The sequence below is a fragment of the Streptomyces sp. NPDC055140 genome (assembly GCF_053607285.1).
Genome location: NZ_JBSGTG010000021.1, coordinates 96,732 through 113,912, shown reverse-complemented (window position 1 = coordinate 113,912; position 17,181 = coordinate 96,732). Strand labels below are relative to the sequence as shown.

Below are 17,181 nucleotides of genomic sequence, written 5' to 3'. Positions count from 1 at the left end.
GTGAAATCCGGTCGGATCGGACCAACAGGTTCCGGTGCGGCCGGAGTTACCCTTGGGCGGTGCTGACACCGACGTCTGGCAAGCCACACACAAGCCTGGCGCGCGTTCTCGACGACCTCGGGGACGTGTTGCTGGAGTCGATTGCCGGCGGCGGGAGCACGCGCCGGCAACTGAGCGGCGTGGTCATCCACGACCCGCTCGACGAGGCGCAGTTCCCCGCGCAGGCCGTCGTCCTGGGTGTGGGCGTCCACGAACCGGGCGACGTGGTCCGCCTCCTGTGCGACCTCGGCCGCAAGGGCGCGGCGGCGCTCGTCGTCCGGTCACCGTTCACCTCGACCGGGGAAATCCGACGGGCCGCCGACGAGTCCGGCGTCGCCCTGCTCGGACTCACCCGTGGAGCCTCCTGGGCGCAGGTCGCCGCCATGCTCCGCACCCTGCTCGTCGAGGGAGATATCGGCGACATCTCGCCGCAGACGCTGGGGGGCATGCCGTCGGGTGACCTGTTCGCGCTGGCCAACGCGGTGGCCGCGCTCCTGGACGCGCCGGTCACCATCGAGGACCGCAGCTCACGGGTGCTCGCCTTCTCCGGCCGCCAGGACGAGGCCGACCAGTCCCGTGTGGAGACGATCCTGGGCCGTCAGGTACCGGAACGGTTCACCCTCGGCCTGGCGCGCAACGGCGTTTTCGAGCGGCTTCATCGCGGCCATGTGCCTGTGTACGTCGATCCGCTCCATGACGAGTCGATGACCGTTCCCCGGGTGGCGCTCGCGGTGCGGGCCGGCGACGAGATCCTCGGCTCGATCTGGGCGGCGGTGCCCGGGCCCTTGTCCAAGGAGCGTACGCAGGCGCTGATCGACGCCGGCAAGCTCGTCGCGCTCCACATGTTGCGCCTGCGTGCGGGTGCCGATGTCGAACGCCGGTTGCGGGCCGAGCTGGTGAGCACCGCGCTCGAGGGCGGCACCGGGGCACCGGAGGCGATTGCGAGGCTCGGGCTCGTGGGACAGCCCGCGATCGTGTTGGCCCTGGGTCTGTTCGGCGGTTCGGACGCCGATCCGTCGACGGAGGACGGTCTGCGCCGGGTCGCGGACCGCCAGCGGGTCGCGGACGCGCTGGCCATGCACCTGAGTGCGGTCCAGGCGCGCTCGGCCGTGGCACTGGTGGGCGACGTGGCCTACGGCATCGTGCCGATGCCGGGGAGCCAGGCGGACTGCCAGGAACGGTCGATCCGCGTCGCGTCGACCTTCCTCGAACGCACCGGGCAGCGCGTGGACGCGGCGATCGGCATCGGCCCGCCCGCTCTCGACGGCTCCGTGCTCAGCCGCTCGCGTGACGGCGCGGACCGGGCACTGAGAGTGCTGCTCGCCCACGGGGGCGCCCGGCGCGTGGCCACGGCGGAGGAGGTCCACGTCGACGCACTGATGCTGGACCTCGCCGATCTGGCCGCCGCGCGCGGGGACGTGGCGACCGGGCCCGTCGCCCGCCTGCTCGACTACGACGCCCGCCACCAGTCGCAGCTCGTCCACACACTCTCGTGCTGGCTGGACGCCTTCGGTGACGTGGCCGCCGCGTCCGCTGCGGCCTACGTGCACCCCAACACCTTCCGGTACCGGCTGCGACGGGTCGCGGAGGTCGGTGAGATCAACCTCGACGACCCCGGCGAGCGGTTCGCGGCGATGCTGCAACTCCGGCTCCACCCGGCCCACCACCGCGCGTAGAAGCCGGACATCGCAACGACACGACGTTCGTCCCCACCGCCCGAACACCACCTGAAGGTTTGTGGAACTGCACGAACCCGCTGCGTCACCTGATGTCCAGGATGGGCCATCAACCCCGACGCACCGGTACGGAGGCAGCCATGACGGCGGTGGTCACCGAGGACACCTGGACACCGAAGCTGGTCAACCGGACAGCCACGATCACGATGGTGGTCATGCTGTGCGCCTGGTCGATCGACTACATCGACCGCTTCTCCATCAGCATGGCTCTGCCGTCGATCGGAGAGGAGTTCCATCTCGGCAAGACGGCACAGGGCTCGCTCGTCACCGTCTTCGCGCTGGTCTACATGATCTGCCAGATACCGGCGGGCTTCCTGGCCGATCGGTACGGCTCCCGCAAACCGATGCTGATCACGCTCGTGCTCTGGTCGCTGTTCACCGCTCTGACCGGGATGGCCGGCACCTTCGGTCTGCTCCTGCTGTTCCGTGGCCTGTTCGGTGCCTGTCAGGGCGCCTTCCCGGCAGCGTCGTTCAAAGCCATCGCGGAACGAACGACACCGGAGAGACGGGGGACCGCCACCAGCGTGATGCTGTCCGCCAGTGGGATCGCCGGCCTTGCACCCCTGCTCGTCGCCCCGCTGCTGACGGGCATCGGCTGGCGGCACACCTTCCTGTGGATGGCGGGTTGCGGCGCGGCCATCGGCATCGGTCTGTGGGCGCTCCTGCCCAAGGCATTGCCGGACCGGCTCAGCCGGCTCCCGCAAACGACGGTGACGACGCCCGAAGTCTCGCGCGCACAAGTACTCAAATCCCCGGCGGTGTGGAAGTTCGCGGTGCTGTTCTGCGCGATGAACATGCTCAGCTACGGCCTCGTCACCTGGGTGCCCAGCTATCTGCTCGAGGCCAGACACCTGTCGCTGAACGAGACCGGCGTGCTGTCGGCGATCCCGAGTCTGGTGGGCTTCGCGACGACCATCTTCGGCGGCTGGCTGTTCGACCGGTACTTCCATGACAAGGCCAGGTGGTACCTGGTGTCCATCGCGACGGTGACCGCGGTCCTGCTCGTCCTGATGGTGTCGGCGGGCAGCGCGGCGACATTCACTCTCTACGAGACGTTGGCCGTCGGAGTGTTCGGGATGGCGACGATGTGCGTCTTCGGCCTTCCGCTGCGGGTGCTTCCCACGGCGGTGGCCGGCCTCGCTTCCGGGATTAACAACTTCGGCGGCCAGGTCGCCGGCGTAATCGCGCCGCTGGCGATGGGCTGGCTGGCGGACGCATTCTCCTACACCGCGGCGTTCGGCTTCCTGATCTGCACCACGCTGCTCACCGCGGTGATCGCGTTCTGGGTACCGCAGCGAGCCGAACAGTTCAACTTCCCGTCGACCGGCACCAAGTAGTCGGCCGGTGCGCCCAGCAAAAGGATCCAGTCCGGACAGAGATTCCACACCCGACAGACAGAAGGGATCACCCCATGGTCACCGAAGCGGAGCTGGTCGAGACGATCACCGGCCGGGCGGCGGAAGTCGGTGTCCAGGTATGGCTGCACGCGGCCGATCTGGACAGCCCACGACAGGTGGGCATCGACGGCGAGGAGGCGGTGGTCACCGCGTCCGTGTTCAAGGTTCCCGTAGCAGTGGAACTTGCCCGGCAGGCGGCCGAGGGTGAACTCGACCTCGCCGAGCGGATCACGGTGGCACCGGGACATCCGACCGCCGGCCCGTACGGCCTCGCGACGTTTCGACACGAGGTCACGATGTCCTGGTACGACCTGGCCGTTCTGATGATCGGCATCAGCGACAACGTCGCCACGGACCTGATCCTCAAGAAGGTGGGCAAGGCCGCGGTCGCCGAGTCACTGCGGCGGCTCGACCTCCCGTACACGGCTGTCCCCCACGACTGCGGGGAGCTGTTGCGCACGATCGGGGAGGACCTGGGGATCGACTACCAGGACGACGAACGGATCCTGGCCGCGTTGCCGGCCGAACAACTCGCCAAGTTGCGGGCGTTGACACCCGAAGAGACCTGCCGGACCACCGCCGCGGAAAGCACCCGCCTGCTGGGCCTGATCTGGCGTGACGAAGCAGCGCCCGCGGCGGCGTGCGCCGACGTGCGGCGCTGGCTGGAACTGCAGGTGTGGCCGCACCGGCTGCGTTCCGGCTTCGCGGACGACGACGTCAGGATCAGCGGCAAGACCGGAACGCTGCCCTCGCTGCGCAACGAGATCGGCGTGGTGGAGTACCCGGACGGTGGCCGGTACGCGGTCGGCGTCTTCACCAGGGCCGTCGACGCCCGTTCGAGAGTTCCCGAGCGTGACGCATTCATCGGGTTCGCCGCCGCCCGGGCGGTGGACTGGCTCAGGCGGTAACCCATACCGGCGGCCGGGTGTTTCGTCGGCCGCGATGAAGGTTTCGCCAGTTCTCGTCGTTTCTCACGAATCGGCCATGAGCGCGCAGGTCATACCCTCCCGGAATCACCCGTTCTCCCTCGCCGAGACAAGAGGTGCACATGTCCGAACTCAATGAACTCCGTGGCTGGCTGGAAAGTCGCCTTCCCGAGTTGCTGGCCGAACACAAGGTGCCGGCCGCGTCGATCGCCGTATACGCACACGGCGAGATGATCGACCGTGCGGCCGGGGTGCTGAACAAGAACACCGGCGTCGAGGCCACGGCGGATTCCGTCTTCCAGATCGGTTCGATCACCAAGGTCTGGACGACCACGCTGGCGATGCAGCTCGTCGACGAGGGCGCGCTCGACATCGACGCGCCGGTCCGGGCGTACCTGCCCGAATTCGCCGTCGGGGACGAGACGGCCTCCGCGAAGATCACCGTCCGCCAACTGATGTGCCACACCTCGGGGTTCGAGGGCGACATCTTCCTCGACACCGGGCGCGGCGACGACGCGGTGCACAAGCTCGTCACCCTCCTCGCCGACGTGCCCCAGCTGTTCGCACCGGGCGAGATGTTCTCGTACAACAATGCGGCCTTCTGTGTACTCGGTCGCATCGTCGAGGTGCTGCGCGACAAGTCGTACGACGACTGCCTGCGCGACCACCTGTGCACGCCGCTGAGGCTGACCCACGTCGCCCCCAGCCCGTACGAGGCCGTCAGGTTCCGTGCCGCGTCGGGGCACCTCACGCCGGAGCGGGGCGCCGAGCCGCAGCCCGCGCAGGTCTGGGCACTGCCCCGGTCGAACGCGCCCGCCGGATCGATGCTGGCGATGCGGCCGCGGGACCTGCTGACGTTCGCGCGGATGCATCTCGACGGGGGCAGGGGGCCCGACGGGACGGCGGTGCTCACGCCGGAGAGCGCGCTCGCCATGCGGCACCGCGAGGTGGAACTGCTGGATCTCGGACTGATGGGCGACGCCTGGGGACTGGGCTGGTCGCTCTTCGACCGGCCCGGTGGCGCGGTGATCGGCCACGACGGAGGCACGCTCGGCCAGTCGGCCTTCCTGCGGGTGGCTCCCGAACACGACGTCGCGGTGGCACTGCTGACCAACGGCGGCAACCCGCTCCCGCTGTACGTCGAACTCGTCGGCCGCGTGCTGCGCGAGCTCGCCGGCATAGAGATGCCGGCGCCCCCGGTGCCGCACGCCGAAGCCCCGAGCATTGAGACAGCGAGGTTCGTTGGGGTGTACTCGTCGTCCGTCAGCGACACCGTGGTCAGCGAGGACGCCGACGGTCGGCTGTGGGTCGAGCGGATCCCGAAGGGGGTGTTCGCCGAGCTCGACGGCGGTCCCCCGGAAAGGATCGAACTGGTTGCGTACGACGGCGACAAGCTGATCCCGGCGAAGCCGCAGCACGGCATGCACACGGTGCACGCGTTCGTCGGAGACGACGGGAACGGGCGGGCGCGGTTCCTGCACACCGGCCGGGCCGATCGGCGGGTGAGCCGGTGAATGCCGTCGCTGACGAGATCACCGCGGTCTTCGCCGAGGCAGGTGCGCACGGGTTCCTGCACGCCCGTGAAGTCGGCGTGACCGACGGCCCCGAGGTCGCCGTCGGCGCGGACGCACCGGTGGTGCTTGCGTCGGTGTTCAAGATCCCGGTCGCGGTCGCCTACGCCCGCGAGGTGGCCGCCGGACGGCTGGACGAGACCGAACGGACACGGGTCACCGCGCGCTACCGCATCGGAGGGATCGGCACGGCCGGGTGCGCCGACGACGTGGAGATGAGCTGGCGCGACCTTGCGGTGTTCATGCTGACCATGAGCGACAACGCCGCCACAGACGTCTTGTTCCACCGGGTCGGGCAGGACGCCGTGGACCGGGTGCTCACCGACCTCGGCCTGTCCCGAACGCGTGTCCGCGGTTGCTGCGAGGACCTGTTCGCGTCGTTGCTGTCCGACCTCGGTGTCGGCGAAGACGGCGACGTGGAGGCCGTGCTCGCCGCGGCCACCCCGGAACAGCTGTGGAAGCTGGCGGTGCTCGACCCGGCCAGGACGACGTCGTCCACGCCGCGGGAGATCACCCTGCTGCTCGACGCGATCTGGACCGACCGCGCGGCCGATCCCGGGGCGTGCGAGAAGGTCCGCGCGATCATGGGACGGCAGATCTGGCCGCACCGGATCTCGTCCGGCCTCGACACCGGGGTCCAGGTGGCGGCCAAGACGGGCACTCTTCCCGCGGTCCGCAATGAAGCAGGTGTGCTGACCTACCCGGACGGCAGGCAGTACGCCGTCGCGGTGTTCACCCGCGCGGACTCCCTGGAGGACCGCCGGCCTGCTGTCGATGCCTCGATCGGCAGGGCCGCCCGGCTCGCCGTGGACCATCTCCGTCACGGAGTGACGTCGTGAGGCGCCCGGTCGTGCTGCTCGGCGCACTGGCGCTGACGGTGAGCGCGTGCGGGGGAGTCTCGCAGTCCACGCAGGGGCGGGCTGCACACCAGGAACTGGCGGACGGCAGGACCTTCACGCAGGCGATCGCGTCCGACCCCGGAAGCCTCGACCCGCAGATGACGGTCCTCTCGGTCGCCATCCAGACCGACCGCTACCTCTACGACTCGCTGCTCGACGTCGACTCCGCCGGAAAGCCGGTGACAGGACTGGCGGACAAGTGGCGGGCCACGACGACGAAAGCCACCTTCAGTCTGCGACGCGGCATCACCTGTGCCGACGGCTCGCCGCTGACCGCAGCGGACGTAGCGGCGAACATCAACTTCGTGGGCGACCCGGCGAACAAGTCCCCGTTCGCGGGGGTGACCATCGCGCCCGGCACGAAGGCGACCGGCGACAACGCGAGCCGCACCGTCACTCTCACCAGCGGAGCGCCGGACGCGTTCCTGCTGCGCAACGCGGGCCGGCTTCCGATGGTGTGCGCCGCCGGCCTGCGGGACCGTTCGCTGCTGGCCAAGGGCGGGGCGGGCACCGGCATGTTCACCGTCACCGAGGCCGTACCCAACGACCACTACACGTTCACCCGGCGCAAGGACTACACGTGGGGGCCGGGCGCGTGGAAGACGACCCAGCCGGGGCTGCCCGACAAGGTGGTCGTGCGGGTGGTTCCGAACGCCACGACCTCGGCGAACCTGCTGCTGTCCGGTGGTCTCAACGCCGCCGCCACGGTCGGGCCCGACAAGAAGCGGCTCTCCGCCCAGAAGCTGTTCCACGCCGACTACCTCGCCCCGATGGGGGAGTTGTTCTTCAACGAGGCTCCCGGCCGGGCCGGCCGGGACGAAGGCGTCCGCCGCGCCCTGGTCCAGGCACTCGACCTGACACAGCTCGGCAAGGTGCTCACCAGTGGCACCGGAACACCGGCCACAGGGATGGTCACGGCCGAACCCCGTGCCTGTTCGGGCGACACCGTGAAGGGCAACCTGCCCGCGCACGACCTCGCCGCGGCCAGGACGGCCCTGGACGCGGCGGGCTGGCACGAGGGCCCGGGTGGCGTGCGCGTCAAGGGCGGCAAGCGGCTCGCCCTCACCATGATCTACGCGACGCAACTCGGGCCGACCATGGCGCCCACCGCGGAGCTGGCGCAGCAGACCTGGAAGAGCATCGGCGTCGAGGTCAAGCTGAAGGGTGTCGACAGCTCCGGGCTCAACCAGGCGCTGTTCAGCACCGGTGCGTGGGATGTCTCGATGGCGCCGTTCGGCCTCGAACTGCCGAGCCAGGCAGTGCAGTTCGTGTCAGGCAAGACGCCGCCGCAGGGCACCAACTTCGCGCACATCGAGAACACCGGGTACGACGCTCAGGTGCGCCGGGCGTCGGCGCTGGTCGGCGACGACAGCTGTCGCGCGTGGGTCGCGGCCGAGACGTCGCTGATCAAGCGCGTCGACGTCGTCCCCTACGTCCACTCGGTCATCCCGTTCTTCGGCACTGGAGCGCGGTTCGAGGTCAGCGGGGGTTCCATCACCCCGTCGTCGATACGGATGTACGGCTGATGGCCACCGCTGCGATGGCGGCCGCCTCGCGTGCCGGAATCCGGGGCGGCCCATGGCTGACGTTCGCACGCCGCAGAATGAGGCGATTCCTCGTCGCGCTGTGGGTGCTGATGACCACGGCATTCCTGATGATCCACCTGGTCCCGGGAGACCCGGTCCGGGCGGCGCTGGGAATGACCGCACCCACCGAACTGGTCGAGGCCCGGCGCCAGGCGCTCGGCCTGAACGACCCACTGTGGGTGCAGTACGGCCACTACCTCGGCAACCTGTTCACCGGCGACTTCGGTACGTCCATGACGAGCAACCTGCCGGTGTCGCAAGTGATCGGCGACCGTCTGCCCGCGACGCTCGCGCTGGCCGTGCCGGCGTTCGTGGTGGTGGTCGCCCTGGCGATTCCGCTCGGCGTGCTGTTCGCGGTGCTGACCAGGGGCGGCAGACGGCGCGGCGTCGAGCTGGGATTCACCTCGGTGAGCGTGTTCCTCGCCGCTGTCCCGGAGTTCCTCGTCGCGGTGGGCCTCGTCGCGTTCTTCGCCGTGCGCCTTGGCTGGTTCCCGGTCGCCGGGAGCGGCGGCGCGAGTGCGTTCGTGCTGCCGGTGACGGCGCTGGCGACCGGTGCGACGGCGGTGCTGGCGCGGATCGTACGGGTGGAGATGCTGTCGGTGCTCGGCGACGACTTCGTCCGCACCGCCCGGGCGAAACGGCTGCCCGCCCGGCTCGTGTACGTCCGGCACGCACTGCCGAGTGCGCTGACCGCCACGCTGACACTGGGCGGGCTGATGCTCACGGCGATGGTCGCCGGGACGGTGCTGGTGGAGAACGTCTTCGCCTGGCCCGGGCTCGGTTCGACGATCGTGCAGTCGATTCTCGCGAAGGACTATCCGACGGTGCAGGGCATCGTGCTCGTGTACGGCATCGGGGTGCTGCTGGTGAACCTGGCGGTCGACGTGCTGCTGGCGCTGCTCGACCCGCGCTCGACGATCCGGGAGAGCTGATGACGTCGGCATCGCAGTGGAAAAAGCGCGGCTCGGCCTGGTCGGCGGCCGCACGCACCCCGGTGGGGGCGTGCTCCGTGGCGCTGTTGGTCGTGGTGGTCGCACTCGCCGTCCTGGGACCGGTGCTGTGGGGCGAGCAGGCGGCCGCGATCGACACGAACGCGATCGGCCAAGGCCCCTCCGGGGCACACCTGTTGGGCACCGACTCGCTCGGCCGTGACATCTTCTACCGCACGCTCGTGGCCACCCGGTTCTCGGTCGAGCTTGCGGCGATCGCCACGGCGGTCGGCGTCACGGTCGGTCTCGTGCTGGGTACCTTGCCGTCGGTGCTGCCGCGCCGGGCCGGCAGGCTGATCACCTCCGCCGTGGACATCGCGGTGGCGTTCCCCGGGCTGCTTCTTGCGTTGTTCTTCGCGGTCGTCTTCGGCGTGGGCACCCGAGGCGCGGTCCTTGCGATCGCGTTCGCGACGGCGCCGGGCTTCGCCAGGCTGGCGCAGACACTCGCCGCGTCGGTGGCGGGGCGGGACTACGTATCGGCGGCGCGGATCGCGGGCGTCGGCCGGCTCCGGTTGCTCGTCCGGCACGTCCTGCCCAACATCGGCGAGCCGCTGATGGTGAACGCCACCATCAGCGCGGGCGGGGCACTGCTCGCGTTCGCCTCGCTCTCCTTCCTCGGCATCGGCGTCCAGGCACCCCGATACGACTGGGGGCGGCTCCTCGGCGAGGGACTGGACGGGATCTACGTGAATCCGGCGGCCGCGCTCGCTCCCGGCGCGGCGGTGGTGCTCGCCGGTCTTGCGTTCAACCTGGTGGGTGAGACCGTCGCCGCGGTGGTCGGCGTGCGCACCCCGACCGCGCGGACCCCGGCCCGGCCGGCGCCGCCCGCCCGTCCCGCCGCGGCCGAGGAACCCGGCGTGGAACTGGTGCTGTCGGTGGAGAACCTGCAGGTGGCGTTCCCGCGTCCGGACGGGTGGACGGTCCCGGTGCGCGGGGTGAGTTTCACCGTGCGCGGCGGCGAGGCGATCGGTGTGGTGGGGGAGTCCGGGTCGGGCAAGAGCCTGACCGGACTGGCGGTTTCCCGGCTGATCGAGACGCCGGGTGTGGTGACCGCGGACCGGCTGGAGTTCGCGGGGACTCCGCTTCTGACAGCCTCGGAGCGGGAGTTGCGCGAGTTGCTCGGCACGTCGCTGGCGATGGTCTTCCAGGATCCGATGAGCTCGTTCAACCCGACCCGGCGGATCGGCCGCCAGCTGGCGGAGGCGTCGGAGCAGCACCACGGACTCAACAGGCGCGAAGCCTTCGCCAGAGCCGTGGACCGGTTGCGCGAGGTGCGCATTCCCGCCGCGGAACGACGTGCCCGGCAGTACCCGCACGAGTTCTCCGGCGGGATGCGGCAACGCGCGATGATCGGCATGGGTCTGATGGGCGAGCCGAAGCTGATCATCGCCGACGAGCCGACGACGGCGCTGGACGTCACCGTGCAGCGCCAGGTGCTGCGGCTGCTCGCGCGGACGAGGGAGACCGAGAACGCGGCGATCCTCCTGATCAGCCACGACATCGCGGTCGTCGCGCAGACCTGCGACCGGATGCTCGTCATGTACGCGGGGCGGGTCGTCGAGGAGCTTCCCACCGCCGACCTCACGTCCGTACCGAGACATCCCTACACCCGGGCGTTGCTGGCCGCGACGCTGGAACTGGACACCGACCGCGACGAGCCGCTGGCCGTGATCCCCGGCCGCCCGCCCGAGCCGGACCAGGTGCCCGAGGGGTGCGCGTTCGCCGCCCGGTGCCCGGCGGCGACGGACCGGTGCCGGAGCGAGGACCCGGTCCTGGAGCGGGTCGACCGGGCACACCGGGTCGCCTGCTGGCACCCGAACGGCGCCGTCGCGCCGGAGTCCGACCGGGAAACCGCCTACGGAGGTGCCGAATGAGCGCGCTGGTGTTTGACGAGGTGAGCGTGCGCTACGGCGCACGGCGCGGCGGCCTGACCGCGGTGGACCAGGTCAGCCTGAGCGTGGCCAAGGGACAGGTGGTCGGGCTGGTCGGGGAGTCGGGATCGGGCAAGTCGACGCTGGCACGGGCCGCGGTGGGCCTTGTACCGGTCGCCGCGGGCCGCGTCCTGCTCGGCGGCGTGGACGTGAAGACCCTGCCGCGAAGGCGTCCGCTGCAGATGGTGTTCCAGGACCCGTACTCCTCGCTGGACCCGCGGATGAGCATCGGTGAGTCGATCACCGAGGCCCTGCCGCGCGGTGCGCACGCCGGGGCGGCGGGCAGACGGGCCGAGGTGGCGAGACTGCTCGAACTGGTCAACCTCGACCCGGATCGGGCGGGGATGCTGCCGAAGCACCTGTCCGGCGGGCAGCGGCAACGTGTCGCGCTCGCCCGCGCGTTGGCCGGGAAGCCGCAGGTACTGATCGCCGACGAGATCACGTCCGCGCTCGACGTGTCGGTGCAGGGCGCCGTGCTCAACCTGGTGCGCACACTGCAGCGACGACTGGACCTGTCGATGCTCTTCATCTCGCACAACCTGGCCGTGGTGCGCCATCTCAGCGACGTGATCGCCGTCATGTACCTCGGCCGCATCGTGGAGATGGGTCCCGCAGAGGAAGTCCTCAACGACCCGCAACACCCCTACACACGCGACCTGCTCGCCGCCGCCCCGTCCGCCCGCACCAGCCTGCTCGACGGCCCCGGTGACGGCGACGGCATCGGCGACACGGACCCGCCGGACCCGCACCACCCGCCCACCGGCTGCCGCTACCACCCCCGCTGCCCGATCGGCCCGCTCACGCACACCGAGCGCACCATCTGCCTCAGCTCCGACCCGGCCGACGACGCGGCGACCCGCCGGCACCGAGCGGCCTGCCACTTCTCCCCGAGCGCCAGCGAACAGCCAGCAATCCCACGAGGAGGCCTCCTGCGATGACCCGACGCCTTGGCATCGAAGACCTGTACGAGTTGACACTCCCAGAGCAGCCGAGCGTTTCGCCGGACGGAAGCCGGATCGTGTACGTGCTGCGCGCCGCCGACCGCGACGGCGACCGGGACGTGCGGGCGCTCTGGCAGGTCGCCGCCGCGGGCGGCGAGGCGCAGCAACTCACCCAGGGCAAGGCCGACACGGCACCGACATGGTCGCCGGACGGCGCACGCATCGCGTTCCTGCGCGCCCGGGACTCGGCCCCGCAACTGTGGTTCCTGCCCACGGCCGGAGGCGAGGCCGAGCAGGTGACAGAACTCCCGCTGGGCGCGGGCGCGCCGGTCTGGAGCCCGGACGGCAACAAGATCGCCTTCGCGGCGCCGGTCGACCTCGCCGCGGCGGACGGCGAGGACGCAACCGCACGCGCACGCCGGGCGCATGCCCCGGTCGTGGCGGACAGGCTGGACTTCAAAGCCGATGGCACGGGCCTGCTGCGGACCGTGCGCAAGCACGTGCACGTCCTCGACGTGGGCACGCGGGAGATCCGGCAGGTCACGTCGGGGGACTGGAACGCGGGCGATCCCACCTGGTCGCCCGATGGCACCCGGCTGGCGTTCCCCGGCGCACCGGAGCCCGACGCCGACCTCACGCTGCGGTCCGCCGCCTACGTCCTCGACCTGACCGAGCGCGCCGCCGAGCCGCAGCTGACGGGCTCCGGCGACGGCACGGCAGCCACGGTCACCTGGACCCCTGACGGTCGGGCGCTGCTGGTCGTCGGGCGGGGGGACACCGAGATCGGGCACACCAAATTGCTGGTGGTGCCGCTGGACGGAGGTGACACCGTCGACCTGACGGCTGCCCTCGACCGGAACGTGATGCCGGGCGGCCCCGGCTATCCCGGCGCGGCGCCGTGCCCGACAGCGGACGGCCGTGTGCTGTTCTGCGTGCGAGAGCGCGGCTGCACCCACCTCTACTCGGTCGGTCTCGACGGCAACGCGCCGCGGCCGGTCGTGGGGGGCGCGGGGAATACCGTCGGCGACCTGGCCGTCGCGGGGGACATCGTGGCGATCCTCCTCGCCACGCCGTCCTCGTTCGGCGAGATCACGACGGTCGACCTCGCCGACGGGACGGTCGAGGCGCGCACACACCACGGCGAGAGCGTCGCCGACGCCGAGCTGTTCGCCCGTGAGGAGCGGGAGTTCACGATCTCCGACGGCACCGTGGTCCATGGCTGGCTGGTACGTGACCCGGCCCGCACCGGCCCTTCGCCTCTGCTGCTGGACATCCACGGCGGCCCGCACAACGCCTGGAACGGCACGGCCGACACCACCCACCTCTACCACCAGGTGCTCGCCGCGCGCGGCTGGGCGGTGCTGCTGCTCAACCCACGTGGCAGCGACGGCTACGGCGAGAAGTTCCTCACCGCGGCGCTCGGCGCGTGGGGGCAGGCGGACGCGCCCGATTTCCTCGAACCGCTCGATCACCTCGTCGCCGAGGGGGTCGCCGACGCCGACCGGCTGGCCGTGTCCGGCTACAGCTACGGCGGCTTCATGACCTGCTACCTGACGAGCCGCGACAACAGGTTCGCGGCTGCGGTCGCGGGCGGGGTGGTCAGCGATCTGACCAGCATGGCGGGCACCTCGGACGCAGGCCACTACATGAGCGTGCGCGAACTGGGCGGCACCCCGTGGGCCGAGGAACAGCCGTACCCGCAGCAGTCGCCACTCACCCACGTCGACCAGGTCCAGGTACCGACGCTCATCGTGCAAGGTGCCGATGACGTGCGCTGTCCCGTGGGGCAGGCGGAACAGTGGTTCACCGCGCTGCGCGAGCGGGGCGTCCCGGCCCGGCTGGTGCTGTACCCCGGCAGCTCGCACCTGTTCATCCTCGACGGCAGGCCGTCGCACCGTGCGGACTTCAACCGACGCGTCGTCGACTGGGTGGAGCGGCACGCAAGGCCCAAGGGGAGCGCGGCGCGGGTGCCCATCGACGCCGCGCACTGGCAGCGGCGGCTGAGCGAACTGGCGCGCGCACACCGCGTACCCGGAGCGGCGCTCGGCATCCTGCGCATCGGCCCGGACGGCGCCGACGAGGTGGTGCAGGCGAGCCACGGCGTCCTGAGTGCCAACACCGGCGTCGAAGTCACCGACGACTCGCTGTTCCAGATCGGCTCGATCACCAAGGTGTGGACGACGACCGTCGTGATGCAACTGGTCGACGAGGGAGCGCTCGACCTCGACGCGCCGATCACGGACATCCTGCCCGAGCTGCGACTGGTCGATCCGGACGTGGCGAGGCAGGTGACCATGCGCCATCTGCTGACCCACACCAGCGGCATAGACGGCGACGTGTTCACCGACACCGGCCGTGGCGACGACTGCCTGGAGCGCTACGTCGACCAGCTCGCGGGCGTCGGACAGAACCACCCGCTCGCGGCGACCTTCTCCTACTGCAACTCGGGATTCGTCCTCGCCGGCCGGGTCATCGAGAAACTGACCGGCAAGAACTGGGACGTCGCGATGCGCGAGCGGCTGTTCACCCCGCTCGGCCTGAGCCACACGATCACGCTCCCAGAGGAAGCGCTGCTGTTCCGCGCGGCGGTCGGCCACCTCTCGCCCGGCGGCGGCGAGCCGACGTCCGCGCCGGTCTGGGGGCTGCCGCGCTCGGTCGGTCCCGCCGGTCTGGTCGGCGCGGCGACCGCGGACGTCCTCACGTTCGCCCGGCTGCACCTGACCGGCGGGCTGGCACCGAACGGCGAGCGCCTGCTCTCGCGGACGTCGGTGGACGCGATGGCCGACAGGCAGACCGATCTGCCCGACCCGCACAGCATCGGCGACTCCTGGGGCCTGGGCTGGATACGTTTCGACTGGGACGGGCACCAGGTCATCGGCCACGACGGCGGCACGATCGGCCAGGCGGCGTTCCTGAGGCTGCTCCCCGAGCGAGGACTCGCGGTGGTGCTGCTCACCAACGGCGGCAGTCCACGCGACCTGTACGAGGGGCTGTACCGGGAGATCTTCGCGGAGCTGGCCGGGGTGGCCATGTCGCGCCCGCTCGAGCCGGCCGCCGAACCTCCCGCCGTGGACGCGCGGCGGCACGCCGGTGTGTACGAGCGGGCCGGGGTGCGCGCCGAGGTTCTCCTGACCGGGACAAGGCTGCGCCTGCGCCAGACCCTCACCGGTCCACTGGCCGAACTCGCGCCGGATCCGACGCAGGAGTACGACCTGGTACCGGTCTCCGACAGCCTGTTCGTCTTCCGCGCGCCTGAATCCCGGACCTGGACCCCGGTCACGTTCTACACGCTGCCCACCGGCGAGCCGTACGTGCACTACGGGGTGCGGGCGGCCCCGAAGGTGTCCTGACCGGTTCGCGGCCGGCGTCTCCGGCTGAGATGTGGAAGGGCCCGCTCGACCAGGTGAACGATCAACTGGTCCAGCGGGCCCGCGCGTTCGGCCTGGGATGTGAGCTCATGGAGAGGTCGCTCGCATGATGCGGAGTTCGAGCATCGCGGCGAAGCGCTTCTCGGGGTCGTTCAGGTCCATCCCGGCGATCTCCGCAGCCCGCCGCAGCCGGTATCGGAAGGTATTCGGATGCACATCGAGCGAGGCGGAGGCGCCCAGAACGTTGCCGAGACTGTCCAGCCAAGCGGTCAGCGTGTCGACCAGGGTGGTGCCGTTGTCTTGGTCGTAGGTGCGCAGATGCTGGATCGGTCCGTCGAGAAGGCCGCCCTCGTTGTGCAGCAGATCCCCGAATTCCAACAGCAGTGCGTCGACCTGGACTTCGGAGTACCGGGCGACACGACGTCCGGGTCGTTGGCGGAGCACTCGCAGTGTCCGGTCGGCGTCGTGTCGGGACCGGGCCAGGTCGGCGGGGCTGGCCGAATCGACGGCGCGGCCGATGCCGAGAACCACACCTGTCAGCCCGTCCGAGGCCCGATGCAGGAAGTCCCGCGCAGTCGACAGCGCCTTCTCGGGCAGATCGTCGGAGTCGGCGTCCGGTGCGGAACTCGGGACAATCGCGTAGCACACGTCGCCGACCAGGGCTGCCATGGATCCCGGGGTCACGACCGAGAGATGGAACGAGAGTGCGTCGGCAGTTCGTTCCAGCAGCTGGCGGCTTGTCGGTGTGCCCGCAGCGGAGGTGGCGGTCATCTCGGAAACGGCCATGGCCATCACGGTGACCGGTCGGCGCGCCAGTCGAAGACGCTCGATCGCTTCCGGCGCTGCGGGGCCTTCAGCGAGAGCAGTGGCGATGAGATCCGCGCGAACCTGCCGATCCACATCGACACCCACCCGACGACGGAGCAGATGAAGCGCCACGACTTTCGCCGCGTCAACGAGTATTTGCTCTTTCTCGGGATTGAGAGGGCTCGGCACCGCCACCCAGATCGAACCCAGCACCTGATCACCGGCACGCACGGCCATTGCTACGCGTGGCAGCCCCGCCACTCCTTCGATGAGCGGTGTATCGACGAATATCGGCTTCTCGCCGGCATAGAGGCGTTTGAACACTCCGGCACGCTCCTGGGCATGTCGAGCATGTTGGGGCACGACGCGACCTAGGACTGTCTGGATGCGGGTTTCATCGGCTTCGTTCTGGCGGCCCGAGAACGCCAACACCTGCGAGTCCCGGTCCTCGATGGTGATCGGCGCGTCGAGAAGTGCACCGATCGCGTTGGCCAGGGCGAATGAATCCCCTGCGGGAAACCCCGCGAGCAGTTCCTCGCCGGCCCCGCCGACGATGCTGCTGGACAGCAACGACCTGAGGAGCACTACGAGTTGTGCCCAGCTCGCCCCACGCGTCAGGGCGAGCACGGCGAGCCCGCTGTTCTCGACAGCGGTGCGGGCTCCTCCATCGAGGTCGAGCGGTCCACGCAGGACCACGGCGGCGGCCCCGCCCGCGACTCCTCGCTCGATCAGCGTCGGAATGTCTCCCGCATCGGCGCCGGCGCACAGCAGCACGGCTCCGGGCCGAAGCGGTTCGTCCCCGTGGCGCTCATCGATGACGACGTCGGTGACGACGACTGCCGGATCGATGCGCACTGCCACTTCCTCCAGCAGCGTGCCGCCCAGGTGGCTCAGGATGCTGTCGAGCCGGGCTCCGTGGCCATTCATCATCGAAACCGTTCAGCTAGGTCGGTGAGTGAGGAAACGGGCATGCGCCGCACCCTCACCCTAT

11 protein-coding genes are annotated in these 17,181 nt (G+C 70.3%); 10 read left to right on the top strand and 1 reads right to left on the bottom strand.

Annotated features, from left to right (window positions below; genetic code table 11):
• Window positions 1-59: 59 nt before the first annotated feature.
• The 10 genes from ACWFR4_RS33140 (at window position 60) to ACWFR4_RS33095 (ending at window position 15,365) form a co-directional block, all read left to right on the top strand.
• On the top strand, window positions 60-1,715 hold the full coding sequence (locus tag ACWFR4_RS33140) for a PucR family transcriptional regulator (RefSeq protein ID WP_453655811.1): 1,656 nt from the start codon (window positions 60-62) through the stop codon (window positions 1,713-1,715).
• A gap of 140 nt (window positions 1,716-1,855) precedes the next feature.
• Complete coding sequence (locus tag ACWFR4_RS33135; protein WP_453468916.1) at window positions 1,856-3,112, top strand: MFS transporter; 1,257 nt, start codon at window positions 1,856-1,858, stop codon at window positions 3,110-3,112.
• A gap of 74 nt (window positions 3,113-3,186) precedes the next feature.
• Window positions 3,187-4,080, top strand: a complete 894-nt coding sequence (locus ACWFR4_RS33130; RefSeq protein ID WP_453655810.1) for a serine hydrolase — start codon at window positions 3,187-3,189, stop codon at window positions 4,078-4,080.
• A 140-nt stretch (window positions 4,081-4,220) separates the two neighbouring features.
• A complete protein-coding gene (locus ACWFR4_RS33125; protein ID WP_453655809.1) occupies window positions 4,221-5,612 on the top strand; it encodes a serine hydrolase domain-containing protein in 1,392 nt (463 codons plus the stop codon).
• Entirely contained in the window at window positions 5,609-6,508 is a 900-nt protein-coding gene (locus ACWFR4_RS33120) for a serine hydrolase (protein WP_453655808.1), read from the top strand. The genes ACWFR4_RS33125 and ACWFR4_RS33120 overlap by 4 nt, the downstream gene beginning before the upstream one ends.
• On the top strand, window positions 6,505-8,094 hold the full coding sequence (locus ACWFR4_RS33115) for an ABC transporter substrate-binding protein (RefSeq protein ID WP_453655807.1): 1,590 nt from the start codon (window positions 6,505-6,507) through the stop codon (window positions 8,092-8,094). Before ACWFR4_RS33120 ends, ACWFR4_RS33115 begins: the two co-directional genes overlap by 4 nt.
• Window positions 8,094-9,086, top strand: coding sequence for an ABC transporter permease (locus ACWFR4_RS33110; protein WP_453655806.1), 993 nt, complete (start codon window positions 8,094-8,096; stop codon window positions 9,084-9,086). The genes ACWFR4_RS33115 and ACWFR4_RS33110 overlap by 1 nt, the downstream gene beginning before the upstream one ends.
• On the top strand, window positions 9,086-11,017 hold the full coding sequence (locus ACWFR4_RS33105) for a dipeptide/oligopeptide/nickel ABC transporter permease/ATP-binding protein (RefSeq protein ID WP_453655805.1): 1,932 nt from the start codon (window positions 9,086-9,088) through the stop codon (window positions 11,015-11,017). Before ACWFR4_RS33110 ends, ACWFR4_RS33105 begins: the two co-directional genes overlap by 1 nt.
• Window positions 11,014-12,012: an ABC transporter ATP-binding protein gene (locus tag ACWFR4_RS33100; protein WP_453655804.1), complete on the top strand. Its 999-nt coding sequence runs from the start codon at window positions 11,014-11,016 to the stop codon at window positions 12,010-12,012. Before ACWFR4_RS33105 ends, ACWFR4_RS33100 begins: the two co-directional genes overlap by 4 nt.
• Window positions 12,009-15,365 carry a serine hydrolase gene (locus ACWFR4_RS33095; RefSeq protein ID WP_453655803.1) on the top strand — a complete coding sequence of 1,119 codons (3,357 nt, stop codon included), beginning with the start codon at window positions 12,009-12,011 and terminating at the stop codon, window positions 15,363-15,365. The genes ACWFR4_RS33100 and ACWFR4_RS33095 overlap by 4 nt, the downstream gene beginning before the upstream one ends.
• A 105-nt stretch (window positions 15,366-15,470) precedes the next feature.
• Here the strand turns inward: ACWFR4_RS33095 and ACWFR4_RS33090 are convergent, their stop codons facing one another.
• The gene (locus tag ACWFR4_RS33090) at window positions 15,471-17,117 is read right to left on the bottom strand and encodes a PucR family transcriptional regulator (RefSeq protein WP_453655802.1); all 1,647 of its coding nucleotides are present in this window, start codon (window positions 17,115-17,117) and stop codon (window positions 15,471-15,473) included.
• Window positions 17,118-17,181 lie beyond the last annotated feature (64 nt).